The sequence below is a fragment of the Lysinibacillus sp. FSL K6-4013 genome (assembly GCF_038630435.1).
Taxonomy (GTDB): domain Bacteria; phylum Bacillota; class Bacilli; order Bacillales_A; family Planococcaceae; genus Lysinibacillus; species Lysinibacillus boronitolerans.
This window is the reverse complement of record NZ_CP152031.1, coordinates 3,918,117-3,944,310: the sequence shown is the minus strand read 5'-3', so window position 1 is coordinate 3,944,310 and position 26,194 is coordinate 3,918,117. Positions and strand designations below refer to the sequence as shown.

The 26,194-nt window shown below is 38.1% G+C and carries 25 protein-coding genes; 18 read left to right on the top strand and 7 right to left on the bottom strand.

Annotated elements, in window-relative coordinates; all coding sequences use genetic code 11:
* Nucleotides 1-23: 23 nt before the first annotated feature.
* Together MHB39_RS19595 and MHB39_RS19590 are read right to left on the bottom strand one after the other, a co-directional pair.
* Nucleotides 24-1,928, bottom strand: coding sequence for a heavy metal translocating P-type ATPase (locus tag MHB39_RS19595; protein WP_342545034.1), 1,905 nt, complete (start codon nucleotides 1,926-1,928; stop codon nucleotides 24-26).
* 275 nt (nucleotides 1,929-2,203) lie between these two features.
* Nucleotides 2,204-3,742, bottom strand: coding sequence for a fumarate hydratase (locus tag MHB39_RS19590; protein ID WP_342545032.1), 1,539 nt, complete (start codon nucleotides 3,740-3,742; stop codon nucleotides 2,204-2,206).
* A gap of 188 nt (nucleotides 3,743-3,930) precedes the next feature.
* On the opposite strand from MHB39_RS19590, the gene MHB39_RS19585 reads away from it, so the two are divergent.
* Nucleotides 3,931-4,731, top strand: a complete 801-nt coding sequence (locus MHB39_RS19585) for a YwqG family protein (protein WP_342545030.1) — start codon at nucleotides 3,931-3,933, stop codon at nucleotides 4,729-4,731.
* Between the two features lie 40 nt (nucleotides 4,732-4,771).
* Here MHB39_RS19585 and MHB39_RS19580 read toward each other — a convergent pair whose 3' ends face one another.
* A complete protein-coding gene (locus MHB39_RS19580; protein WP_016995373.1) occupies nucleotides 4,772-4,957 on the bottom strand; it encodes an SE1561 family protein in 186 nt (61 codons plus the stop codon).
* A gap of 373 nt (nucleotides 4,958-5,330) precedes the next feature.
* On the opposite strand from MHB39_RS19580, the gene MHB39_RS19575 reads away from it, so the two are divergent.
* Nucleotides 5,331-6,515: an MFS transporter gene (locus tag MHB39_RS19575; protein ID WP_258860028.1), complete on the top strand. Its 1,185-nt coding sequence runs from the start codon at nucleotides 5,331-5,333 to the stop codon at nucleotides 6,513-6,515.
* A gap of 238 nt (nucleotides 6,516-6,753) precedes the next feature.
* The gene (locus tag MHB39_RS19570; RefSeq protein WP_036076970.1) at nucleotides 6,754-7,389 is read left to right on the top strand and encodes a hypothetical protein; all 636 of its coding nucleotides are present in this window, start codon (nucleotides 6,754-6,756) and stop codon (nucleotides 7,387-7,389) included.
* Between the two features lie 325 nt (nucleotides 7,390-7,714).
* On the opposite strand, the gene rlmD is transcribed toward MHB39_RS19570, so the two are convergent.
* The 3 genes from rlmD to MHB39_RS19555 form a co-directional block, all read right to left on the bottom strand.
* Nucleotides 7,715-9,094 carry a 23S rRNA (uracil(1939)-C(5))-methyltransferase RlmD gene (gene rlmD / locus MHB39_RS19565; RefSeq protein ID WP_342545029.1) on the bottom strand — a complete coding sequence of 460 codons (1,380 nt, stop codon included), beginning with the start codon at nucleotides 9,092-9,094 and terminating at the stop codon, nucleotides 7,715-7,717.
* Between the two features lie 37 nt (nucleotides 9,095-9,131).
* The gene (locus tag MHB39_RS19560) at nucleotides 9,132-9,956 is read right to left on the bottom strand and encodes a polysaccharide deacetylase family protein (RefSeq protein ID WP_016995377.1); all 825 of its coding nucleotides are present in this window, start codon (nucleotides 9,954-9,956) and stop codon (nucleotides 9,132-9,134) included.
* 68 nt (nucleotides 9,957-10,024) lie between these two features.
* The gene (locus tag MHB39_RS19555) at nucleotides 10,025-10,933 is read right to left on the bottom strand and encodes a TIGR01777 family oxidoreductase (RefSeq protein WP_036076971.1); all 909 of its coding nucleotides are present in this window, start codon (nucleotides 10,931-10,933) and stop codon (nucleotides 10,025-10,027) included.
* Nucleotides 10,934-11,138: 205 nt separating this feature from the next.
* On the opposite strand from MHB39_RS19555, the gene recX reads away from it, so the two are divergent.
* Genes recX through MHB39_RS19540 form a run of 3 tightly spaced genes read left to right on the top strand, consistent with a single transcriptional unit; the run spans nucleotide 11,139 to nucleotide 12,538 of the window.
* A complete protein-coding gene (gene recX, locus MHB39_RS19550; protein WP_342545024.1) occupies nucleotides 11,139-11,942 on the top strand; it encodes a recombination regulator RecX in 804 nt (267 codons plus the stop codon).
* Nucleotides 11,939-12,268 carry a YfhH family protein gene (locus MHB39_RS19545; RefSeq protein ID WP_036076977.1) on the top strand — a complete coding sequence of 110 codons (330 nt, stop codon included), beginning with the start codon at nucleotides 11,939-11,941 and terminating at the stop codon, nucleotides 12,266-12,268. Before recX ends, MHB39_RS19545 begins: the two co-directional genes overlap by 4 nt.
* Nucleotides 12,269-12,538 carry a YfhJ family protein gene (locus tag MHB39_RS19540; protein WP_036076979.1) on the top strand — a complete coding sequence of 90 codons (270 nt, stop codon included), beginning with the start codon at nucleotides 12,269-12,271 and terminating at the stop codon, nucleotides 12,536-12,538.
* A 35-nt stretch (nucleotides 12,539-12,573) separates the two neighbouring features.
* Here MHB39_RS19540 and MHB39_RS19535 read toward each other — a convergent pair whose 3' ends face one another.
* Complete coding sequence (locus MHB39_RS19535) at nucleotides 12,574-13,560, bottom strand: metal-dependent hydrolase (RefSeq protein ID WP_016995053.1); 987 nt, start codon at nucleotides 13,558-13,560, stop codon at nucleotides 12,574-12,576.
* Between the two features lie 200 nt (nucleotides 13,561-13,760).
* Between MHB39_RS19535 and mutY the strand changes: the two genes are divergently transcribed.
* The 12 genes from mutY to MHB39_RS19475 all read left to right on the top strand — a co-directional run bounded on the left by mutY (nucleotide 13,761) and on the right by MHB39_RS19475 (nucleotide 26,037).
* Complete coding sequence (gene mutY / locus MHB39_RS19530) at nucleotides 13,761-14,810, top strand: A/G-specific adenine glycosylase (protein WP_258860024.1); 1,050 nt, start codon at nucleotides 13,761-13,763, stop codon at nucleotides 14,808-14,810.
* Nucleotides 14,811-14,890: 80 nt separating this feature from the next.
* Nucleotides 14,891-15,067, top strand: a complete 177-nt coding sequence (locus MHB39_RS19525) for a gamma-type small acid-soluble spore protein (protein WP_008173504.1) — start codon at nucleotides 14,891-14,893, stop codon at nucleotides 15,065-15,067.
* Between the two features lie 318 nt (nucleotides 15,068-15,385).
* Nucleotides 15,386-15,937: a DUF402 domain-containing protein gene (locus MHB39_RS19520; protein ID WP_016995055.1), complete on the top strand. Its 552-nt coding sequence runs from the start codon at nucleotides 15,386-15,388 to the stop codon at nucleotides 15,935-15,937.
* Between the two features lie 179 nt (nucleotides 15,938-16,116).
* The gene (locus tag MHB39_RS19515; RefSeq protein WP_036076981.1) at nucleotides 16,117-17,862 is read left to right on the top strand and encodes an ABC transporter ATP-binding protein; all 1,746 of its coding nucleotides are present in this window, start codon (nucleotides 16,117-16,119) and stop codon (nucleotides 17,860-17,862) included.
* A 297-nt stretch (nucleotides 17,863-18,159) separates the two neighbouring features.
* Nucleotides 18,160-19,173 (top strand): ABC transporter ATP-binding protein, encoded by a 1,014-nt coding sequence (locus MHB39_RS19510; RefSeq protein WP_016995057.1) that lies wholly within the window; start codon nucleotides 18,160-18,162, stop codon nucleotides 19,171-19,173.
* Nucleotides 19,148-20,128, top strand: a complete 981-nt coding sequence (locus MHB39_RS19505) for a dipeptide ABC transporter ATP-binding protein (RefSeq protein ID WP_016995058.1) — start codon at nucleotides 19,148-19,150, stop codon at nucleotides 20,126-20,128. The genes MHB39_RS19510 and MHB39_RS19505 overlap by 26 nt, the downstream gene beginning before the upstream one ends.
* Before the next feature lie 30 nt (nucleotides 20,129-20,158).
* On the top strand, nucleotides 20,159-21,775 hold the full coding sequence (locus MHB39_RS19500) for an ABC transporter substrate-binding protein (protein ID WP_342545022.1): 1,617 nt from the start codon (nucleotides 20,159-20,161) through the stop codon (nucleotides 21,773-21,775).
* Nucleotides 21,776-22,005: 230 nt separating this feature from the next.
* Nucleotides 22,006-23,010 (top strand): ABC transporter permease, encoded by a 1,005-nt coding sequence (locus MHB39_RS19495; RefSeq protein ID WP_004230491.1) that lies wholly within the window; start codon nucleotides 22,006-22,008, stop codon nucleotides 23,008-23,010.
* A gap of 12 nt (nucleotides 23,011-23,022) precedes the next feature.
* Nucleotides 23,023-23,919 carry a nickel transporter permease gene (gene nikC / locus MHB39_RS19490; protein WP_258860939.1) on the top strand — a complete coding sequence of 299 codons (897 nt, stop codon included), beginning with the start codon at nucleotides 23,023-23,025 and terminating at the stop codon, nucleotides 23,917-23,919.
* 278 nt (nucleotides 23,920-24,197) lie between these two features.
* Nucleotides 24,198-24,815, top strand: coding sequence for a TerD family protein (locus MHB39_RS19485; protein WP_016994005.1), 618 nt, complete (start codon nucleotides 24,198-24,200; stop codon nucleotides 24,813-24,815).
* Between the two features lie 30 nt (nucleotides 24,816-24,845).
* Complete coding sequence (locus MHB39_RS19480) at nucleotides 24,846-25,427, top strand: TerD family protein (protein WP_016994006.1); 582 nt, start codon at nucleotides 24,846-24,848, stop codon at nucleotides 25,425-25,427.
* Nucleotides 25,428-25,461: 34 nt separating this feature from the next.
* Complete coding sequence (locus MHB39_RS19475; RefSeq protein ID WP_342545019.1) at nucleotides 25,462-26,037, top strand: TerD family protein; 576 nt, start codon at nucleotides 25,462-25,464, stop codon at nucleotides 26,035-26,037.
* Nucleotides 26,038-26,194 lie beyond the last annotated feature (157 nt).

Sequence of the window (26,194 nt, the reverse complement as noted above, 5' to 3'; positions counted from 1 at the left end):
ATTATGCTGAGGCTTAATTGAGGTTAGACATTTTTATTGAGCATACGTAAACCATTTAGAATTACTAGAATTGTACTACCTTCATGGCCGATTACGCCTAAAGGCAAGTCGACAACTTGTAAAAAGTTAGAGGCGATTAATAAGACAATAACCCCGATAGAAAAGAAAATATTTTGTTTCACAATACGTTGCATTTTACGTGATAAACGAACAGCATAGGCGATTTTTGATAAGTCATTTTTCATTAGCACGACATCCGCTGTTTCAAGCGCCACATCTGTACCTTCACCCATAGCGATGCCAGTAGTTGCAGTAGCCAATGCAGGGGCATCATTAATACCGTCGCCGACCATGCCAACAAATTGATGTTGTGTAAGTAGGCGTTTCATTTCAGTTACCTTCGTTTCTGGCAGACATTCTGCGACGTATTCAGTAACGCCAGCCTCCTTCGCGATAACTTTCGCTGTTTTTTCGTTGTCACCTGTAAGCATCACCACTTGAATACCAAGCTCTTTTAATAATGTAACAGCCTTTTTAGCTTCGGGGCGCACAGTATCCTTTAATGCTGTTAATGCAACAATACCATGTTGATCGCGAATGAAAATAACTGTTTTTCCCTCTGCTGCAAGTTTAGTTACAGCACTATTGGCAAAATTGTTAGCAAGTTGCACATCAACAAACTCTGGTTTGCCTACCTGATACTCCTTGTTTTGAATCGTTCCTTTAATACCCCAGCCTGGAATATCTTCAATTGTTGCCTGTGGCAATACGTCGATTCCTTCAGCCTTAGCATATGAGGTAATAGCTTGGGCAAGGGGATGATTGGATTGAGATTCAATTCCTGCGAGAATTGCTAAGGCCGTATCACGTTCTACGCCATCACGAACAATAAAATCTGTCACAACTGGTTTTCCTTGAGTTAAAGTACCTGTTTTATCGACAGCCAATGCACGTAATACACTAAGATGCTCTAAGTGTAAACCACCTTTAAATAGCACACCATTTTTTGCACCATTTGATATCGTAGCAAGTGTTGCAGGCATAATAGACGCAACGAGTGCACAAGGAGAAGCAACTACTAATAACACCATTGCTCGGTAAAAGGTTGTTGTCCAGTCCCAGCCGAGCAAGAAGTGGGGAAGAAACATCATGACGGCAACACCAAGTAAAACAAATTTTACATAAGTCCCTTCAAATTTTTCAATGAATTGCTGAGAGGGAGATTTTTCACTTTGAGCACTTTGGACGAGCTGTATAATTTTTTGGAAAAGTGTCTCTGAATTCGCCTTTGTCATTTCCATTGTAATAGCACCATTTAAGTTTACTGTGCCTGCAAATACTTCGTCACCTTCACCTTTTGAGATAGGCAGGGGCTCCCCGCTTATAGCTGATTCATCAATGGAAGATTGGCCCTTGAAAATAATTCCATCTGCAGGAATGCGTTCACCAGGTTTAATCAATAAATGATCCCCGATTTGTAATGTGGAAACGGACACCTTCATCGGCTCAAATCCACCACGCACTAACCATGCTTCTTCTGGCTGTAAATTCATAAGGGCTGAAATTTCACGATGACTTTTATTCATCGCATATGTTTCAAGTGCACCACTTACTGCAAAAATAAATATTAGGATGGCACCCTCAGTCCAATAGCCAATTGCTGCTGAGCCAATTGCTGCTAATACCATTAATAGCTCAACATTTAACTTTCGCTCTTCTATGGTTTCTTCAATGCCTTCTTTTGCTTTAGCGAATCCACCTACACAAAAGGCAATTAAATATAATAGAACAGAAGCTGTTGTTTGTCCACTTGAGTCTAAACGCCATGCAAGTAAGATGAAAATTCCAGCCATTAATGCAGCGATTAATTCTGCATGCTCTTTTACTTTCTCAATTAAGTTTATATTTTCTCGATTAGAGTATTCCATCTATATCCCTCCTGATAATGAAAATCAATATCAAAACCTTTGTAAAATAACATTATTTCGAGCTATTCAATTGAAAATGGATTTCAATTACTATCTGTTTTATTTAGAATTATTATAACAAAGGAATTTATAAAAATAAAGTAGGAAGTTTGATGAATTTTAAACAATTAGACAAAGATTGTAAATTGAAAAAGGCACAGTCTATTCACTAGGAATATTCTGTGCCTTACAAAATTGTGCAAAAAAATGAGTTACTACTGCTATCTATTATTTAATTAGAAGACTCTTTCTGCATGCAGAGCAAGTTTTTCTAATGATGATTTATCCACATCTGCATGTAGTGAGTTACCATGTGAATCCATTGTTACAACTGCTGTAAATTTTTCAACATTTAAGTGCCACATAGCTTCAGGAATACCGAATTCCATTAAATCAACACCATCAACGCCTTTAATACAGTCCGCATAGTATTGTGCTGCTCCACCAATTGCATTCAAGTAAACGCCACCATGCTCATTAAGCGCTTTTAATGTTTTTGGTCCCATTCCACCTTTACCAATAACAGCACGGATACCGAATTTTTTCATGATATCGCCTTGATAAGGCTCCTCACGAATTGAAGTAGTTGGGCCAGCAGCTTTCACTGTCCAATTGCCTTCTTCATCCTTAGCCATTACAGGTCCGCAGTGATAAATAACTTGTCCATTTAAATCAACTGGTGCATCGTGGCTCATTAAATGGTGGTGGATGGCGTCACGGCCAGTATACATACGACCAGTAATAGAAACGACATCTCCAACTTTTAATGAACGAATTTGTTCTTCAGTAATTGGCGCAGTAAGTTCTACTACATCTGTAGTTGTATCTTCTGTTGTAGCAGCTACTTCATTCTCTTTGAAGGTAATTTTTTCACCCTCTTGATAGTGCCAATTCAAAATTTCGCCAGTTTGAGGATCGATGTCCACAGCCATACGACGGTAAGCCCAACAATTATATGCTACTGATACATAGAAAGAGGCAGGTATACGGTGCATTACGCCAATTTTACAGCCTAATAATGTTGCTTCACCACCGAAGCCCATTGTACCGATACCAAATGTGTTAGCCGTTTTAACAACATACTCTTCTAACTTAGCAAGATCTGCATTTGGATTTGTATCTTCAACATGGCGGAATAATTGCTCTTTTGCTAAATCATAGCCCGAAGAACGGTCTCCACCAATACCTACACCAATGAAACCAGCAGAACACCCTTGACCTTGTGCTTGGTATACAGAGTGTAAAATACATTTACGAATACCATCTAAGTCACGCCCTGCACGACCAAGACCTTCTAATTCACATGGTAGACTGTATTGAATGTTTTTATTTTCACAGCCGCCACCTTTGAGAATTAACTTAATTGTAATGTAATCTTTTTCCCATTGCTCAAATTTCATTACTGGCAAACCATCACCAAGATTATTACCACTGTTTGCACCAGATAATGAATCCACCGCATTAGGACGTAATTTAGCATCTGCAGTTGTATCGTTGATTGCTTTTTTGATTGCAGCTTTAATTTCTAATTGGTTTACGCCAACAGGAGTATAAATTTTGAAAGTTGGTAGCCCTGTATCCTGACAAATTGGTGACACGTTATCTTCTGCCATAATAATATTATTTGCAATTGTGTCTAAGCTCATTGCTGCACGAGTACCAGCATTCTCAGCTTCTTTTGCTTTTTTAATAGCACGACGTACATCCTTAGGTAGATTCGTAGATGTTTCAGTAATTAAATCGTAAAGACTCTTCTCCAAAGTTTGTAGATTCATTGGTATTGCCCCCCATAGAAAAATTGATTATTTCCACGTTACATTATACTCTTTTCAACTAATGAAAAAAAGAGCCGTTATCTAAGAGCCCTAAATTAAAGCATATTTTAATAGTATGGAAGAGGGGGATTGATTTTACAGAACATTTGTTCTAAAATAGAATAAATCCATTATTAGGAGGAACTTGTATGGCTGCTAAAACTTTACTTGAATTACCAGAAGCTTTCGAACAATATAGACCTTTAATAGAAGGAACATTGAAGCCTGTAGTATTGGTTGATACGGAGATAAGTAAAACAACTTTATTTCAAAGTAAGTTTGCAGGAGATCCTTATTTCCCGTTGGCAATGGACTATCCAAAAAACAAAAAGGGACAACCGTTAAAGCTATTAGCTCAAATTAACTTTGCAGAGGTTCCAAAGCATTTACCCAATTTTCCAAAAGAGGGGATATTGCAATTTTATATTGATGGTTATGACGATGTTTTAGGAATGGATTTTGATAATGGGCAAAATCAAGAAGGCTTTCGTGTAATATTTCATGAACAGGTTACGCAAGATGAAGCACAGCTTATTCAAGATTTTTCTTTTATAGAATTAGATGATGAGGAATTATATTTTCCTGTTGAGCGTGAAATGGCATTATCCTTTACTACAGGCGTTGAACCAATGTCGATTGATGATTTTAGAAGCAACGACAAGTACGCTAGCATCTTAACAGCTTTGGAGAATGATGAAGCATTAGAAGACAGCTTCTATGATGCTATGACTGGTGATGGACATAAAATTGGAGGGTATCCATTCTTTACGCAAGAGGATCCTCGAGCTTATGGAGATTATAAAGATTCAATCATTATGCTGTTACAGATTGATAGTGTCGGCGACAATATTCTTTGGGGCGATTGTGGCGTTGGCAATTTCTTTATCACAGATGAAGAGTTAATGAATAAAGATTTTAGCAAGGTACTTTATAATTGGGATTGTCATTAAAAAACAAGCGAGCACACGATGCTCGCTTGTTTTTTATTCATTATTGTTCACGAGCATGAAATTGCTCCATTTTGTCCTCTAAATCATCCATCATTTGGATTAAGCGATCAATATCTTCTAACTCAGCTGTTTCAGGATCAAGGGCATCTAATACTTCTAAAAACATCTCTAGACGCTCTTTTAAATAGGTTACTTGTTGCTCTTTATCAGTGATTGGCTTTGACATTCGTACACCTCATTTCATCCCTTTCATCGTAGCGGATTTGAGCTTAAATTTCAATGTTTAGGTAAACACCTAGGACTAAGAGATTAATTTTAAAAAACAATAGACAGAATATTTACAATATTGAGGATGTATGTTAAAGTTGTTTTAAGATAAAGTAAAGGAGCTGATTGAAAAAAAGTCATTTGCCAACGCTAACTCGAAAAGGAGGGAGTTTAAACAAGTAATCGGTAATATTCAAAAGCCGAAATTCGTGTTTATACAATTAAATGAGGATAAGTATTAGTTAAGCCTTAGCGTAAAATCACATGTGGTGAGCGCTAAGGCTTTTTGGTATGCTGTTCTTTGGAAGAATGACTTGATATTGGAGGAAAAAATGACGTACTTCTCAGATTACAGCAAAAAAAGATTTACCATTCTAGTATTAATTGTATCCATATCAGGCTTTTCTCAAGGGATGCTTTTACCGCTTATTTCGATAATATTTGAACGAGATGGGGTATCCTCTGCATTGAATGGCTTGAATGCAACTGGCTTATACATAGGGACATTACTAATTTCACCATTTATCGAGCAGCCCTTACGCAGATGGGGCTATAAACCGATTATTTTAATTGGTGGAGCACTAGTTTTTGCGTCTTTACTTACATTTCCTTTATGGAAAAGTGTGACCTTTTGGTTTGTCCTTCGTTTATTAATTGGTGTAGGCGATCATGCCTTGCATTATGCCACTCAAACATGGATTACAAGTACAGCAGATCATAAAAGCTTAGGGAAGGGGATGGCCATTTATGGCTTATCATTTAGCATAGGTTTTGCTGTTGGGCCACTTATGGTGAAGCTCATTGAAATTGCTGAAGCGCTACCGTTTATCGTATCTTCAATAATGTGCCTCTTTGCATGGTCCTTTGTATTTCTCTTACAAAATGAAAAGCCTGAGCGTTTAACAGGTGATTTAAATGCCAGAGGATGGCAACGGTATAAAATGGCTATTTTATTTGGGTGGATTGCCTTTTTAGGTCCATTTGTTTATGGTTTTCTGGAGTCTTCACTAAATGCCTTGTTTCCTGTCTATGCATTACGCAAGGGCTTTGAAGTCGGCATGATTCCTATCATTTTATCTGTGTTTACATTTGGTGGTATTTTAACGCAAGTGCCGCTCGGTGCACTAGGAGATAAAGTTGGGAGAAGGAATATTTTGATGATTGGTTCATTTGGTGGTGCAATTATTTTCGCGATTGCAAGCTTTTTAGAGCATTCACAATTCGCTGTAGCTGTGGCATTTTTCTTAACGGGTACACTGGTTGGCTCGATGTTTTCTTTAGGGATTACATTTATGGCTGATTTGACACCAAAGGAGCTACTGCCTACGGGGAATTTACTTTGCGGAATTGCTCTAAGTATTGGTAGCTTAACAGGTCCATTTTTAGGTGGAGTTTATTTAGAATATGTAAAAAATTATAGCTTCCTTTTACTTGTGGCTATGCTTTTGCTAGCCGTTGCAATCGTTTTATTTATATTTGGACGCCGCAAGCATCAACAACCAACGATGGCAAAATAAAAAGAGCGGGGCTCATCTCCCGCTCAAAAAACAAAAAACGCCCAGCAAATCCGTGCTGTTATGGCGTTTTTTGCGTAACAAGGATGTTCCGTCCATGTTACATAGGTTTGGCACCTAGAAAGTTATTATACAGACATGTTCTAATGAAAGCAATAAAAAAGAAAATGGAGATTTTTGGACATTATCAATCCTTCTATTTATAATAAAAGAACACTTGCTTAAAAAGGAGGTTTTTATCATGACAGAAATGAAAAAACTATCTATCCACCGTGCTTTAACAGAATTAAAAATGCTGACTCTACGAATTGAAGCAGCAACAAATGAGGTTAGCGCAGTCGTAGCTAATCGAAAAAGCAATCGTAAAATTAATGGTGTAGACATTCCTGAATATGAAAAACAAATGCAAGCATCCTATGATAAAGTGGTAGGTTTAATTTCCTATCGAAATAAAATAAAAGCGTTAGTTGTGCAGTCCAATGCAAACACAAAGGTGATGGTGGGCAAAGAGGAAATGACTGTAGCAGAGGCAATTGAACGGAAACAATCCATTCAATACGAAAAGAATTTGCTAGAAGTTATACAACATCAGCATCGTTCAGCTATTAATACAGTTGCCAAAGAAAATGATGCGTTACCTGCAAAGCTGGAAACCTATTTAATTAACATACTGGGCAATAAAGATAAACAATCACCAGAGGAAGTCAAATTACATACCGAAACATTTATGAAAAGAAATGAGTTTGAAATCATTGATCCCCTAAATGTTAAACAACAAATTGAGAAATTGAGCAATCGGATTGAAGAATTTGAATCAGAGGTTGACGCTGTCTTATCAGAGTCGAATGCCACAACCTTTATTGAAGTACAAGTTTAACAAAATTTGCATGGCCTAGCGAAAATGGAAAACGAAAAGTCGCTCGTGCTTCAAGGCATGTGTGCGAGTTAAAACGTAAAACATGCCTTACTCCAATGTAACTTTCAACTAAACTGATTTGAAAGCTCAAAGGTAAAAGGTGAAAGTACAAAGCTTACGTTTTAAAGTTCTTTAGATAAAAGCTGAAAATTTAACATTTAATAGTCATTTAAATCCTGGGTTATTGGTTAAGGTATCGACTTTTCTGGACCATCCATCATCCACCAGGCAGCTTGTGCTGTGCATCAGAAAAAGGACGTTTCCAAAGGGATACGTCCTTTTCATATCATTTGTTTTTTAAAACAAGTTTTGCCACGCATTCCACTTGCGCAGTCTGTGCAAACATATCGACGGGCTGAATATACTCAACGTCATAAAGCTTCGCTAATTGTTGTAAGTCCTTTGCCAAAGTAGATGGGTTACAGGAGGTATAAACAAAACGCTTAGGTTTTAGTTTAAGGACTGTTCGAATAAACTCAGGTGCTAGTCCTGTGCGTGGCGGATCTACCGTAATTACATCTGGTGTAAATCCTTCCTTGCACCATTTTGCTAGGACACTTTCCGCTGTACCCACCGCATATTTTGTATGCTTGAAGCCATGGTTGCGAGCATTTTTACGGGCATCCTGAATGCTTTCAGGGATGACATCCATTCCACGAACTTCCTTTGCTTTATCTGCTAACCATAATCCAATTGTGCCAACGCCACAGTATGCATCAACGACTGTTTCTTTTCCTGTTAAAGCAGCAGCCTTTTTAATTTCATTATAAAGATGAACTGTTTGTGTTGGATTTAGTTGGAAGAAGGCGCGGGCAGATAAATCAAAAGCCAATTCGCCAAGCTCTTCATGAATTGTTTCTTTGCCATCAAGTACAATGGTTTCATCACCGAAGATTAATGATGTTTTTTCACGGTTAATATTTTGTGCAATGGATACAATACTTGGATCAATTTTTTTAATACGTGAAATTAATTCAGCTAAATGAGGGATTTCTTTTCGTGTTGTGACAAGAACAACTTGTGTCTCACCGGTACGAATCCCGGTACGTACAACAATCGTACGCACTAAACCATCTAGTGTACGACCATTGTAAATAGTAATATTTAGCTTTTGTAAGATTTTTCGAGTGGCGACGGTAATTTTGGAAGTAATTGGGTGTTGAACGAGGCAATCATTAATGTTTAATAGCTTATTACTTCCTTCAGCGAATAAACCCGCATAAACACGCTTGCCTTCTTTACGCACTTGGAATTGGCTTTTATTACGATAATGCCAAGGATCATCCATACCAAGAGTTTTTCGTACTTCAATTGTTTCGAGTAAAGGTTTGGCATAACGCTCTAATGCTTGTATAACAATGTCTCGCTTTTCTATTAGCTGTTTTTCATAGGTCATATGCTGAAGCTGGCAGCCGCCGCACTCATTGTACACTGGACAAGGTGCTTCCTGACGATGTTTTGAAGCTTTACGAATGGCTAAAATCTCTGCTTCAGCAAAATTACGTTGTGTTTTTGTTATTTGTGCTGTGATCTCTTCTCCAGGAATAGCTCCTTTTACAAATACTACATTGCGTTTATAAAATCCTACACCTTCACCATTAATACCTAGCCTTTTTATTGTTAGTGGGAATTTTTGTCCCACGGTCATTGTTGTTTGCTGCGTCAAACGTTCCACGTCCCTGCTCTATAATGTCATCTCCCCATTATAGCGAAGGAGCAGGCGATTGCAAAGCAACAGGGAAATCTTCGTATTCTAATACTAAATCGTCAAGTGATAAGAAAGTATAACCTTGCTTTTTAGCTTCTGCAATAAACATTGGTAATGCTTCTGCGTTATCCTGTGCTACTGTATGCATTAAAATAACAGCACCAGGATGCAATTGTTCCATAAGTGCATTATAAGCATAATCTGCACCACGACGTTCATCTTTCAACCAATCCTTAAAGGCCACAGACCAAAAAATATGGCGATAACCTTCAGCATTGCCCACTTCTAGCACTTTTGCATTAAAAATACCTTCAGGTGGACGAGCATATGTTGTACGATCGATGCCTGTCAACTCACGTAATTTGCCATCAAACTTTTGCCATTCTGCACGCATGCCATCCGGCGAAAGTCGAGCCATATTAGGGTGTCCATATGAGTGATTCCCGATAGTATGACCATCCTTCACCATGCGTTTCACCAAATCGCTAGCACTGTCTAAGTAATGGCCAGTTAAAAAGAAAGTTGCAGGTACATTTTCTTTTTTCAATGTATCCAAGATACTTTCAGTAAAGCCGTTTTCATAGCCATTATCAAATGTTAAATAGGCAATTTTTTTATCTGCCTTCCCTTTATAAATCGCACCATATTTGTCGAGTAACTGATCGAGCTGTGCGCCTGCTTCTGCCTGCTCTCCGTTTTGAGCGCGTTTAAAGCCCCAATGGTGTTCATCAGAACCGGCAGCAAAAAATGGATTAAAGCTAATTCCTGCGGCAATAATAAAAGTAGCAATTACCGCGCCTACAATATGTTGTTTCCACATAAAAAACGCATCCTTTCTTTTTCATTAGAATGCGTAATTTCTAAAAAAATTATCCAACTTAATTTTTTCTAATCTTGAGTCTTTAACAAATTTTCAAGTGCTTGCTTTAAATAAGGGAATTTAAATATAAAATGTTGTTGTTCTAAAAGGGTTGGTAGCACTTGTTGTCCTTCTAACACAAGTTTGCTTTGTTCGCCGAGAGCTAAACGCATCGCAAAGCTAGGAACAGCTAGCCAATGACGTCTGTCCATAACTTTTGCAATCATTTGACCAAATTCCTTCATTCTCATTGGATGCGGTGCTGTTATATTAAATGGACCATGTATATTTTCATTTGTAATAGCGAAATAAATCGCACGTGCTACATCTTCAATATGTACCCATGAAAGCCACTGCTCTCCAGAGCCAATCGTTCCACCCACATGCATTTGATAGGGCAATAGCATTGGTGGAAGTGCGCCACCATTTCTACCTAAGATGACACCAAAGCGTGCAAGTGCTACACGAATGCCTAATGCTTCTGCTCGTTTCGCATGTCGCTCCCAATCGTGGACTGTGGTGCCTAAAAAATCAGTTGCGTAATCCGTAAAATCTTCATCATAGATGGTTTCTGTGGAAGTTGGGTAAATACCAACGGCACTAGCATTGATAAGGACTTTTGGCTTTATTGTGAGCATGTCCATTATTCGTACTATTTCCAATGTGGCATTCATTCGGCTCCAATAGATTGCTTTCTTTTGCTTTTTTGTCCAACGACCATTATTTAATGAAACACCTGCTAAATTCACAAAGGCATCCACACCTTCAAAGATTTCCAAAGATTGCTCCTGCTGCTGTAGCCATTGAACATAGTGAACGCCGTTTTCTAGCCTAGACTTATGACGTGTTAAGACAAAAAGGTCATGTCCGTTGTCCTGCAATAGCTGTATAAGAGCTTTTCCAACAAAGCCAGTACCACCTGCAATCACAATTTTCATAACAAGCACCTCTTTTCTCGAATAAAAAAGCTTACTAATAAGTTTATCATGTAACCAGAAAGTAAACATCTTTAGGCATTCATTGCGAGCAGGAAGTTTACCCGTGGAAGGGAAGAGAATACCCGCAAACAGAGGGGAATTAACCGCGCTAATTGTCAGATTCCCTATAAAGAAATGCTATAATGACAATAGTGAGGTGTTTGCTATGCGTATGATCACGAAAATTGCACGTCAAAAAAACAATCCTGAACGCTACAATATCTATTTAAATGAAGAGTATGCTTTTCCGGTTGATGAAGCCATTCTTATTCAGTTTGGTTTAACAAAGGGAAAGGTGCTCGATGAATTTGAAATCCAAGAAATTGCCTATGAAGATGAGATACGTAAGGCATTTAATAAGGGGCTAAACTTCTTATCTTATCAAATGCGAAGTGAGCATGAGGTTAAGAAAAAACTACTCGCCTTAGAATTTGGAGAAGCTGTAGTGTTAGAGGCGATCCAAAAGTTAAAATCCTATGGCTTTATTAATGATGAAAACTATTCAAAGGCATTGCTTGATACAAAGAAAGCCACTATGAAAAAAGGGCCGAGAGCCATTAGACAAGACCTGATCAAAAAAGGCATTGAGAAAAACTTGCAGGATGAGGTGCTTGCTACTTATAGTTTTGAGGAACAAGAAAAACTTGCTAAGCAACTTGCTGAGAAAATTGTTCGTGCGGAGAGCAAGAGGACGCCAACACAAATTAAGACCAAAATTCAAGATTACTTATTAAGAAAAGGTTATGCTTTTTCGATAGTGGAAGAGGTGCTTAGCCAAGTTGAGATAGGGCAGGATGATGACAACTGGCAGCAGTTACTCGATGCTCAAGGCGAAAAAGTTTGGAAAAAGTACGTATCGAAGTATACTGGTTATGAGCTAAAGATGAAGGTTAAACAGGCGCTCTATCAAAAAGGGTTTCCTATAGAAGTAATAGACCGTTTTATAGAAGAGAAGGAGAATGAAGAATGAGTGAAAAAAATTATGCAGCTATGTCTGAACATGAATTGCGAGAGGAAATTGCATTTCTAAAAGAGAAAGCTCGAAAGGCTGAACAGCTAGGAATCATCAATGAATTTGCTGTTTATGAACGCAAAGCTTTAATGGCTGCGGCTTATTTAGTGGATCTTGATACGATCGTTCCAGGAGAAATGTATCGTATTGATGGTTCAGATAATGAGTTTTTCCAAGTAGATTATTTAAAGGGACGCTTTGCTTGGGGTCACCGTTTAGGCGGGGACAAGTACCAAGAGGCACTACCAGTATCTATCCTTTCTCCAGTAAAGGTGGGCAAATAAATGGATGAAAAAATTGAGAAACTAACAGCAGAGTTACTTGCAAAGAATCCTCAGATGTCTGTTGGACGGGCGCAGGTTTGGGTAGAGTTGTTATGGAGTGATTTTGAATCAACTGCCGCGAAAGCAGGGTATGATTATCGTGGAGCAGAGTATACAGAAAAGCTTGTTCGTCAATTAATTGCTAGCTACGGTGATAAACTACACGCATTTGCCGGGCGTAATCCGAAATATATACATTTACTAGATGCTAGTGATGATATGGTACAATAATAAAACCCTGACCAATATTGGTCAGGGTTTACTGCTTAATTACTTGCACCAATTTGAAGTTTTTTCTGGAGCTTATCTTCTGTAAAGATCCAGCCTGTGTAAGACGTAATGATGTCATTCGCCTCATTTAAATGTGCTACGGCCACGAAAGGATAACGATTGTCACTACGGTAACGCAAATCGATTAACCGTACTTCTATTAGGCCGTTTTCAAGCTCTGAAATCTCCCATCGGTACATAGGGGAGAAGGACACAAATGCAGCTAAGTTAGGATCTTTCATTGCAGCATCTACAAGAGCCGTTTTAGGCAAAGGCTTAATTTCGAATTTATCATAAATATTAACAGTCCTTCCATATGCACGCCCAACATAATAATGAGTTTTGGACTTGGCTGCGATTCGCCAGTGAAAAAAGCGCATAGTAGGTGCTACAATGACATATTCTTCATCTTGAATGGTATGATGCACCGCATTTTTTACTGCTTTTTGCACGGCAAATCGTAAAATATAGTAAATCACGATAACGATATACATGATACTGAATGTCCATACTGGATTTGTACCAAATGCCCATAACACAATTCCGACACAATGTAAGGAAAAGATTATGGGATCGAATGTATTAATGACACCTAATGCAACCCATTTTCGAGAGAAGGGTCGAATTGCTTGTGTACCATATGCGTTAAAAATATCGACAAAAACATGAAGCGCCACAGCTAAAAATGTCCAAAGCCATAAATGTAACACATTCACGTCTTGCAAAATTAGTGATAAAACAATGGTAATTAAAATAGGCCAAATAGCTACAGCTGGTAGTGAGTGTGTAATTCCTCGATGATGTCGAATATAGATGGCGTTATTACGTAGTTTTAACACAGTGTCAACATCTGGAGCTTGTGAGCCAATAATTGTACCTGCCATTACTGCTGTAAAAGTCATTGAATGATCGGCTACTACAGGGTCGGCTAATGCAAGACCGCCAAGGGCAATACCCATAACGAAATGTGTACCTGAATCCAAAAATATCCACTCCTAGTATGCATTAAAATCGAGTACAATGTGCATACAACTTTATTTCAAAAATAATAAAAGGTATATTGAAATATTTTGACATTCATGTGAAAGAGACGATTATTGTCGATCTTTCACGAATATTCTTTACTTCATAATTGTATACCCTTTTCATCATAAATTAAATCGTAAAAACAACGGAGGTCACTGTGAATTACCCATATGTAACAGAATTTCGACAATCATTAGTTGACTGGTTTAACACAGAGAAGCGTGATTTGCCTTGGAGACACACAACAGACCCTTATAAAATTTGGGTATCTGAAGTGATGCTACAACAGACACGTGTCGACACAGTTATTCCTTATTACAATCGCTTTATGGAAAGTTTTCCAACATTAGATTTGCTTGCGGAAGCACCCCAAGAATATTTATTAAAGCATTGGGAAGGTCTTGGCTATTATTCCCGAGCTCGCAATTTACAAGCAGGTGCTCGTGAGGTTTTAGAAAATTACGGCGGTATAGTACCTGACAATCGCCATGAAATATCTAAATTAAAAGGTGTTGGTCCCTATACTGCAGGCGCTATTTTAAGTATTGCCTATAATAAGCCTGAACATGCAGTTGACGGTAATGTTATGCGGGTTCTAAGTAGAGTGCTTGATATACATGATGATATAGCCCTTCCGAAAACGAAGAAAATTTTTGAAGTGGCGGTTGAGGAACTAATTGATCCTCATCATGCTTCATCGTTTAACCAAGGCTTAATGGAACTAGGTGCACTTATTTGTACACCTACCTCTCCAAAATGTTTATTATGCCCAGTCAGAGAGTATTGCACCGCTTTTAATGAGGGAGAGCCAGAAAAATTACCTGTCAAATCAAAAAAGATAAAAATGAAGCATCTCACATATGATGTGCTCGTATATGAAAATGACAAAGGTCAATTTTTAATGCAGCAACGTCCTGAGGAAGGTCTGCTAGCTAACCTATGGCAATTTCCAATGATTGATACAAGTCAATCTTCAGCAGAAAACTTTACAAAGGAATATACAGTCAATGCACAGGCCAAACAGGAGCTACTTACATTTAAACATGTTTTTTCACATTTAACTTGGCATTTAAATAGCTATTATATAAAATCCGAGTCCACTGAGCTAGGTGATTGGCTAAGCCGTGAGCAAATAGAATTATTACCGATGCCTGTTCCTATGCTAAAAATTTGGGAGGAAGTAAAAAAGCAAACCGCAGGAAAATAAATCCTTCTTAAAATCATCAAATCATGAGCATAAAAGTAATCACCTCCGTACACAATAACTAGCGTGGAGGTGAATGAAGGATGAAAAAACAAAACAACCAAAATTTCCAACCGAATAAAAACATGCAACGTCAAAGTGAAGAATTTGGTTATGAAACAGACGTAAATGAAGTGCAAAAGCAAAATGCGAAAGCAGAGCAAAAGAAAGCTCCAGCTTCTGGTCGTTTCTCAAAAACTAACCAAGATTTAGGTGAGTAACACTTTGTAACTGCATAATTGCATTTACCTCTAAGGGGCTGTCTTAAATCCGAAAAGATGAAAAAGACAGCCCCTTTTAAATTGTTTAGGTAAGTAAATCGTCAGCTGTAAAGGAAATCCTCTAAGTAATTAACTAAAAAATCCCATCAAAGCTGACATTATAATAAAATTCGCTTATAATTGACTAAATTTTATACAAATTCAAAATAGCGTAGTGAAATTTGTGGTTTTCTAACTACACCTTTCGCGTACACATTGCTATAATATACTAGAGACTGCTAGATTTAGGTAGCATAGACGAAAAGGTGGGCTAACAAAATGGCATTACCGGTAGAAGGAGAAACGATACAAATACATAGTTATAAGCACAATGGCCGTATCCACCGTGTTTGGCAAGAAACGATGGTTTTAAAAGGAACGAAAAATATCGTAATCGGTGCAAATGAACGGACACTTGTGACAGAATCCGATGGTCGTACATGGCTAACGAGAGAGCCCTCTATTTGCTACTTCCATGCGGAACACTGGTTTAACATCATCTGTATGCTACGTGAAGACGGTGTGTATTATTATTGCAATCTAAGCTCACCATTTGTTTTCGATAATAATGCCATTAAATATATCGACTATGATTTAGATATTAAAGTTTTTCCTGACATGTCTTATACCCTTTTAGACGAGGATGAATATGAGCTCCATCGTAAGGAAATGTCTTATCCTGATGTCATAGATAAGATTTTAAAGCGCAATGTCGATAAATTGATAAGCTGGATTCAACAAAAAAGAGGACCTTTTGCACCCGATTTCATCGATGTCTGGACAAATCGTTACAAATTCCAGCTTGATATGCAGTCAGATGATCGTTCATGACACCTATTAGTTTAACTAATAGGTGTTTTTTATTGGTGGGGAACAGAGAGCTGTAAAGGCAAAATCGAAATAGTTCGCTATAAAGTCACTATAACTGTATTTTAATCAAAATATTGCTATAATACTTAGGGCATTCATCTTCGAATGTCTGTTTCTTTTTGTAAGGATGTGATGATAAATTGGGAAGCATTAAGCGATATATGCGCTTTGTTAAACCATATACATGGGAAATTATTTTAACGATTATCATTGGTATAGTAAAATTTGCTATTCCACTATTTATTCCACTGCTCATTAAGATTGTATTGGATGACATTATTGCAGCAGATGACTTAACAGATGTAGAAAAAACAAAAGAATTATTTTACTGGCTAGGTGGAACTATTATTGTGTTCTTTATTATTCGTCCACCTATTGAGTACTATCGACAATATTTTGCACAACACGTAAGCAACAAGGTGCTTTTTGATATCCGTAAGGAAATTTATGCACATTTACAGCGTTTAAGTTTAAGGTACTATGCCAATACACGTGCAGGTGATGTTATTTCAAGGGTAATTAATGATGTTGAGCAAACAAAAACCTTTGTCATGACGGGGTTAATGAATGTTTGGTTAGATCTGGCGACGATTGTAATTGCGATTGCCATTATGTTAACCATGGATGTGAAGCTAACGCTAGTCGCATTGATCGCATTTCCATTTTATGCCTTCAGTGTGAAGTACTTTTTTGGCAAATTGAGAGATTTGACACGGAAACGTTCTCAAGCACTTGCGGGTGTACAAAGCTATTTACATGAACGTGTAGCTGGTATGAGCATTATTAAAAGCTTTACTTTAGAAAAGCATGAACAAAAATTGTTCGATTCAGCAAACGGTGAGTTTTTAGAAAAAGCACTTGATCAAACAAAGTGGAATGCAAAATCATTTGCTGTCGTGAATACTATTACAGATGTAGCGCCATTGCTCGTTATCGCCTATGCGGGCTATCAAGTAATAAATGGGTCACTTTCAGTTGGAACAATGGTTGCTTTTATTGCTTATATTGAACGTCTGTATGGCCCACTTCGTCGACTTGTTAGCTCTTCCACAACTTTAACGCAGTCAATCGCTTCAATGGATCGAATGTTCGATTTAATAGATGAGCCTTATGAAGTGAAGGATAAGGACTATGCTCGTGAACTCCCACGTGCAAATGGGCAGGTTCGCTTTCACAATGTATCCTTCCAATATGAAGAAACTGGCTCCCCTATTATAGATGCTATCGATTTAACGATAAATCCTGGAGAGACTGTTGCCTTTGTAGGGATGAGTGGTGGTGGTAAGTCAACGATTATCAGCCTAATTCCTCGCTTTTACGATACAACAAGCGGGCAAGTGACCATTGATGGAAACGATGTACGGGATGTCACTTTACATTCCTTACGATCTCAAATTGGTATTGTCCTGCAAGATAATATACTTTTTAGTGATTCTGTCAAAGAGAATATCTTAATGGGGAGACCAGATGCAACAGATGCACAAGTCATCGAAGCAGCGAAAGCGGCAAATGCCCATGACTTTATTATGAGTCTACCTAATGGTTATGACACAAAGGTTGGAGAAAGAGGAGTAAAGCTCTCTGGCGGACAAAAACAACGAGTTGCTATTGCGCGTGTGTTTTTAAAAAATCCACCGATTCTAATCCTGGATGAGGCTACTTCTGCATTAGATTTGGAAAGTGAGGCACTGATTCAAGAATCATTAGACAAGCTAGCTCATGAACGAACAACTATTATTATTGCGCACCGTCTTTCTACAATTACACATGCTGACAAGATTTTCGTTATCGATCATGGTCAATTAATCGAAAGTGGAACACATGAACAGTTAATGGACAGTCAGGGGACCTATTATAATTTATTCCAAGTACAGCATTTAGATTAAAATTTTCCGTAAATTACACGGTTTAAGAATTTTTTTCAAAAAAAAGTCTTTCATTTATTTGAAAATGGAAGGCTATTTTTTTTTGAAAAGTGTAAAAAATTATCTCTTTATAAGATTTTATTATTATCGAAGGCGATTATTGTAGAATTTCTATGTAATTTGCAGAATATTAATGATTGAAAGAGTAAGGATTTTTAGTTAGAATTATCTGAAAATAAGGAATTTAACGAAAGTTATAGTATTCTATTAATATTATTATACATTTAAGTAAAATATAGGTAGGGTGGGGCGTTACACATGAGGAAAAAACTACTAGAAATAAAAGGTTTGAAAACAACCTTTTTCACAGATAATGGGCAAATTCCTGCTGTAGACGATATCGATTTTTCTGTCCATGAAGGAGAAATTTTAGGGATTGTAGGAGAATCGGGAAGTGGTAAAAGTGTTACGTCGCTGTCCATCATGGGATTAATTCCATCACCACCAGGTAAAATAACGGGTGGAGAAATTTTGCTAGATGGCAAAAATATTGCTAAATATACGGATAAACAAATGCAAAAAATACGTGGAAAAGACATTGCAATGATTTTCCAAGAGCCAATGACTTCGCTAAACCCTTTGTTCACGATTGGTGACCAGTTAAAGGAGGCTATATTAATACATAATCCAAAATGGTCGAAAAAGGAAGCGTTTGCAAGAGCGGTTGAAATCATGAAATTGGTGGGTCTACCACGTGCTGAGGAATTGCTAAAGGACTACCCACATCAGCTGTCTGGCGGTATGCGTCAACGTGTGATGATTGCTATGGCACTTGTTTGTGATCCACAAGTATTAATTGCGGATGAGCCTACAACTGCATTGGATGTTACGATACAAGCCCAAATTTTACAGCTTATGAAAGACTTAAATAAACGATTGAATACAGCTGTGTTGTTAATTACACATGATTTGGGGGTTGTCGCAGAAACTTGTGAGCGAGTGATTGTTATGTATGCAGGACAAATAGTGGAAGAGGCACCGATTCATGAAATTTTCACTAATCCGAAACATCCTTATACACAAGGACTCATTCAATCAGTACCTGACATGCGTTATAAAAAGGAAAATTTATACTCCATCCCTGGAAGTGTACCGAAACCAGGAAGTATTCAGGTAGGCTGTCGTTTTGCGGCACGCTGTGAATATGCAATGGAACGTTGTTTGCAGGAAACACCACCTTTATTTGAAGCAGCAGAGAATCATAAATCGAGATGTTTTTTACTAGAGAAGCAGGAGGTGGAGCAACGTGTCGAAAGCGTTATTAAAGGTTGAAGGGTTAAAAAAATATTTTCCGATTCGAAAAGGAGTCCTTAATTCACATGCCGGGGATGTAAAGGCCGTAGATGATGTTTCCTTTGAAGTATTTGAAGGGGAAACATTAGGAATTGTTGGCGAATCAGGCTGTGGTAAGTCCACAACGGGTCGCTTATTAATGCGTTTACTGGAGCCCACTGGGGGTAAGATAGAATTCGCAGGTAAAATGATTTCGGAATTATCCAACAACGAAATGAGGAAGGCACGTAGAGATATTCAAATGATTTTTCAGGATCCCTATGCCTCACTAAATCCTCGCCATAACATCGGCAAAATTTTAGAGGAGCCTCTTATTGTTCATGGGATAGGTAATGCCAAAGAGCGAAAACAGAAAGTGTTGGAGCTGCTTGAGATTGTTGGATTGAATGAATATCATATCAAGCGTTATCCGCATCAATTTAGTGGAGGGCAAAGGCAGCGTATTGGCATTGCTAGAGCCTTGATGACCAATCCACGCTTAATTATTGCGGACGAGCCAGTATCGGCACTTGATGTATCCATCCAGGCACAGGTTTTAAATTTATTGCAAAAGCTGCAAAAGGATTTAAAGCTAACTTATATTTTTATTTCCCATGATTTAGGGGTTGTGCGTCATATTAGTAATCGAGTTGGCGTTATGTATTTAGGTAAATTAGTTGAGCTGACAGCGAGTGAGGACTTATATGCTGAACCGCTTCATCCATATACACAAGCACTTTTATCTTCGGTTCCTGTTCCAGATCCTACGTTTGAACGAGAACAGATCATCATTTCTGGAGATATTCCAAGTGCATCAAACCCGCCAAGCGGTTGTACTTTCCATACGAGATGTCCATTTAAAATGGATCAGTGCTCACAGGTAGTACCTAAAATGCAAGAAGTGAAACCGGGTCATTATGTTGCTTGCCATCTTTATGAGGCACTCCAACATTAAATGATATAAAAACTCATAGGGGGAAATTCGATGAAGAAAAAGAAGTTTTGGACTTTAGGTGTAATGCTACTCCTTATTCTCTCGACAATCTTAGCAGCTTGTGGCGGCTCAGATACGAAGGATACGGGTAGTAAAGATACTTCAACTGGTGGCGATACAGCTAGCAGTGGAGAACCAAAAATTTTAGTGTATGGTCGTGGTGGAGATTCTGTAGCGCTTGACCCTGCTGTTGTTACAGACGGTGAATCCTTCACGGTGACAGCTAATATTTATGAAACACTTGTAAACTTTGGAGAGCGAGATGTAACAATTCAACCAGGCTTAGCCAAATCATGGGAGGCATCAGAGGATGGTTTAACGTATACTTTCCAGCTACACGAAGGTGTGAAATTCCATGATGGCACAGATTTCAATGCTGAGGCTGTTGTTAAGAATATTGAACGTTGGAAAACAGGGGCAGATAAACACCCATACTTTAGTTCGCAATTTGTCGTTGGTGACAAGCAAGTAATTGAATCAGTAACTGCAGAGGGAGACTACACAGTTGTCTTTAAGTTAAGTCAACCTCAAGCGCCATTTTTGAAAAATTTAGCAATGTCTCCATTTGCAATTGCTTCTCCAACAGCATTTGAAGCAGATGAAGAAGGTTTATCAGCAAATCCTGTAGGAACAGGTCCATTCAAATTTGTTAGCTGGGTACGTAATGATTCAATCACAATTGAGAAAAACCCAGATTACTATATTGATGGCTATCCTAAATTAGATAAAGTAATTTATCGTTCTATTCCAGAAAACTCAGCACGTTTAAATGATTTATTAGCAGGCAATATTGATGTAGCTGATGGCTTAAGCCCATCTGATAAAGCAACAATCGAAGGCGATGCAAATTTACAGTTAATCGAACGTCCATCTATGAACGTTGGTTACCTTGGCTTAACTGTTACACGTCCACCTTTTGATAATGTAAAAGTGCGTCAAGCAGTCAACTATGCAATTGATAAACAAGCATTAGTGGATGCGTTTTATGAAGGGCTTGCTGAGCCAGCGAAAAACCCAATGCCACCAGTAATTTCTGGTTATAACGATGAAGTGACAGGCTATACGTATGATCCTGAAAAAGCGAAAGCATTACTTGCTGAAGCAGGCTACGATGGTAAGGAAATTGAGCTATGGGCAATGCCAGTACCACGTCCATACATGCCAGACGGACAAAAAGTTGCTGAAGCGATTCAAAAGAATTTAGAAGATGTAGGTATTAAATCTAAAATTGTATCATTTGAATGGGCTACGTATTTAGAAAAAGCTCAAAATGGTGAAGCAGATGCATTCCTACTTGGCTGGACAGGTGATAATGGGGATGCGGATAACTTCCTATACACGTTATTAGACGGCGATAATATTGGCTCTAATAACTATACGTTCTATGATAATCCAGAATTACACAAGATCTTAACAGCTGCTCAAACTGAGATCGATGAAGACAAGCGTAATGAACTTTATAAGCAAGCTCAAGTAATTATTTCTGAGGATGCTCCATGGGTTCCACTTGCTCACTCTATTCCAATTTTAGCTGCTAATGTGAAAGTGACGAATTATATTGCGCATCCTACTGGCTCTGACCGTTTAGATGCAGTAGATATTCAATAGTAAATTTCACCATTTTAAATTGAACAAAGAAATGTAATGTGAAGAATCTGCTTGCTTTTCTGCGGGTAAGCCGTGGAAATCTCGCAGATTCTTTTCAAGTAAAGATAATGATTATTTCCTGTATGAAAGATCTCAACTAAACATTCAAAACCGTTTAGTGAAGGCTCAACCTTTCAACAGTATATAAAGACTTCACAGTAGATTATGAAAATCATAGAGAGGTGATGAAAATGCTTCACTATATGGGGAGACGTTTACTTCAACTAATCCCAGTTTTGCTTGGAATGACTTTTATCGTCTTTATGTTGATACGGGCAATTCCTGGAAATCCAGCACAAGTTATTTTAGGACAACAGGCAACAAAAGAGGCGGTCGAGGCGTTAAACGCAAGTTTAGGATTAGATAAGCCCTGGTATACACAATATTTTAGTTACTTAGCAGGTATTTTTCAGGGAGATTTAGGGGTTTCCCTACGTACGAAACTACCTGTATCAGAAGAAATTTTCCCATACTTAGCAGCAACGGCTGAACTTGCACTATTTGCGATGATTATTGCAATTGTTATTGGTGTGAATGCGGGCATTATTTCTGCATGGTTCCAAAATTCTTGGTTTGATTATACAGCAATGATTATAGCGTTAATCGGTGTATCTGTACCCGTGTTCTGGCTTGGATTGATGGAGCAGTGGACATTTAGTAGTAAGCTTGGCTGGCTGCCTACTTCTGGTCGAGAAGATGTGCGAAATCCAATTACCGCCATAACCCATTTTTATTTATTGGATACGCTCATTCAAGGCCGCTTTGATCAATTCATCGAAGTCATAAAGCGCTTAATATTACCAGGAGTAGCACTTGCAACGATTCCAATGGCTATCATTGCCAGAATCACAAGGTCTTCCATGCTGGAAGTTATGCGCTCAGATTATGTGCGGACTGCAAGAGCAAAAGGACAAAAAATGTTTATTGTTGTTTATAAACATGCATTAAAGAATGCGGTTATTCCTGTGCTAACGGTAATTGGTCTACAAACAGGATTACTGTTAGGTGGGGCCATTTTAACAGAGACAATTTTTAGTTGGCCAGGAATTGGTCGTTATATTTATGATGCGATTGGCTTCAGGGATTATCCTGTTATTCAATCAGGTATTCTAATCGTTGCATTTATTTTCATCATGATTAACTTAATCGTGGATTTACTGTATACAGTAGTCGACCCACGTATTAAATACAAATAGAAGGGAGTTGCAATGATGACTGGAGCAATCGATATAAAAAAAGAAGCAGCACCAGTTCGAGAAAAGGCAGTAGGCCCATGGCTCGAAGGCTGGCGTAGTTTTAAAAAGAGCAAAGTATCCCTTGTAGGAGCAGGAATTGTTATATTTTTTATTTTACTGGCTGTCATTGGTCCGTTCATTGCACCACAGGGCATCAATGAACAAGATTTAACGAAGCGTTTACTGGCACCATCCGCTGATCATTGGTTTGGAACGGATGATTTTGGACGGGATATTTTTTCGAGGATCATTCACGGTGCAAGGATTTCGCTATGGGTAGGCTTTTTCTCTGTTATTTTGTCCGTGATAATTGGTAGTTTACTTGGCATCATTGCAGGTTATTATGGAAAATGGGTTGATACGATAATTTCACGTATTTTTGATATTATGCTAGCTTTCCCTAGTATGCTACTAGCGATTGCAGTAGTGTCAGTGTTAGGTCCATCTTTACAAAATGCATTAATCGCTATTGCTATTATTAACGTACCGAATTTTGGGCGCTTAATCCGTTCTAAAGTTTTAAGTGTCAAGGAAGAAGAGTATATAGTAGCGGCAAAAGCAATTGGTATGCGTGATGCGCGAATTCTATTTTCACATATTTTGCCGAATTCCATAACCCCAATAATTGTACAGGGAACACTAGCAATTGCGACAGCCATTATTGAAGCGGCAGCATTAGGCTTCCTTGGGCTAGGGGCTCAAGCTCCAGCACCAGAATGGGGGAAAATGCTAGCGGATGCACGTAAGTTTTTATTAAATGCTCCGTGGACGATGATTTTCCCTGGTTTAGCTATTATGTTAACAGTTCTTGGCTTTAATCTAATGGGTGATGGACTACGAGATGCACTTGATCCAAAAATGAAAAGTTAGTAAATAGGAACAATAACCTTCTACAAGTTAGAAGGTTTTTTTAGCTGCTTGGACCAATGGATATAAAAGGAACATTTTTACTACAAAAACGTTCAATGCTATAGAAAAAGGCATAAGGGGCTTTCTAAAATAAGTGAAAAAACCTTTTCGGAGCCATTAATTGAATTTTTTGTCACGTTATTTTAGACTTAATTTAAGTAGAAATCTTTTAGCTTAGTAGATTATTGCTTACCATAAAATCTTTCGACTGAAATACATATTTTAGGAGGGTGTTAAAATTGGGGATTAATTTACAAAAAGGACAAAGAGTTGATTTAACAAAGGGTAACGCAGGATTAAATAAAATAAAAGTAGGTTTAGGGTGGGACCCTGTAGGTCAAGAGAAAAGTGGCGGCTTTTTAGGTGGTTTATTTTCCAGCAGAAATAGTGGCAGTGGCAGAAGTATCGACTGTGATGCTTCGGTATTGATGTTACAGGATGATAAGGTTGTTGCGGGTGACGATGTTGTTTATTTCGGGAAATTAACAAGTAGCTGCGGTTCTGTTCGACATTCAGGTGATAATTTAACAGGTGACGGCGATGGTGATGATGAGGTAATTACAATTGAGCTATCATCTGTACCTACGCAATATAACAAGCTTGTGTTTGTTGTAAACATTTATGATGCGGCAGGTCGCAATCAACACTTCGGTATGATTCAAAATGCATATATTCGTGTGTATGATGATAGGACAGGAAGCGAACTAATTCGCTATAATTTAACTGATAATTATTCGAATTTAACGACGTTAGTATGTGGAGAAATTTACCGTCATAATAATGAATGGAAATTTGCTGCGGTTGGTACGGGAACAAATGACATAAAGCTTGGCGACGTTGTTCGAAGATATCAATAAATAATTGACTAAATAGGAGGAATAAAAATTATGGGCATTTCACTACAAAAAGGTCAAAAGGTAGATTTAACTAAAACAAATCCAGGATTAACGAATGTTGTTGTAGGTTTAGGCTGGGATACAAATAAATATGATGGTGGTCATGATTTTGACTTAGACTCCTCTGTATTTTTACTTGCTGATACAGGCAAAGTTGCAGATCAAAATGATTTTATTTTCTATAACAACACTACAGGTGGCAATGGCTCAGTTGAGCATTCAGGCGATAATTTAACAGGTGTAGGCGAAGGTGACGATGAAGTGGTGAAAGTGGCATTAACTCAAGTACCTGCACATGTTCAGCGACTAGCCTTCACTGTAACAATCCATGATGCAGAGTCTCGCAGTCAGAACTTCGGTATGGTGTCTAATGCCTATATTCGTATTATAAATGCTGCTTCCAACGAAGAAATTATTCGCTATGATTTAGGCGAGGATTTCAGTATCGAAACAGCGATTGTTGTAGGGGAATTATATCGCCATAACGGAGAATGGAAATTTAATGCGATTGGTGCAGGCTATCAAGGTGGCTTAGCTGCTTTATGTAATGATTATGGCTTAAGTGTAAACTAAAATTTCATCTTTGGACAGAAAGGGAGATTTTTGAATGGCTATACAATTAAGTAAAGGGCAACGTATTGATTTAACAAAGCAAGATCCAGGCTTAAATAGCATTGGCATTGGTTTAGGCTGGGATGTAAAGCAATTTGACGGTGGGCAAGACTTTGACCTGGATGCATCTGTATTTTTACTAGATGCTTCAGGTAAATGTCGTAATGAACAGGACTTTATTTTCTATAATAATTTAGCGAGCCCAGACCAGTCTGTTATCCATACGGGAGATAATCGTACAGGTGCAGGGGATGGGGATGATGAAAAAATTCTTGTCAACCTAAAGCAAGTATCACCTCAAATTGAAAAAATTGTAGTGACGGTTACTATTTACGATGCCGAGGGACGTCATCAAAACTTCGGGCAAGTTTTAAATGCCTATGTACGATTGACGAACGAAGAGTCGGGATCAGAGGTATTGCGTTACGATCTAGGCGAAGATTTCAGTATTGAAACGGCTGTAGTATTTTGTGAGCTGTACCGACATAATGGTGAGTGGAAATTTGCTGCAGTAGGCTCAGGTTACCAGGGTGGACTAGCTGCATTAATCAATGCATATGGCTTACAGTAACTAGTTTGAGAAATAGGTACATGACGAAGGATCTTGATTTTGTTTGGATGTATTAAATACATATGCTCACTGGCAGATGTGTGGACTTGTTTTAATAGATTCAGTATCAGGGCGCCAATCGTAATGCACTAAAAATATTTGCTAGTTTTTCGGGCTA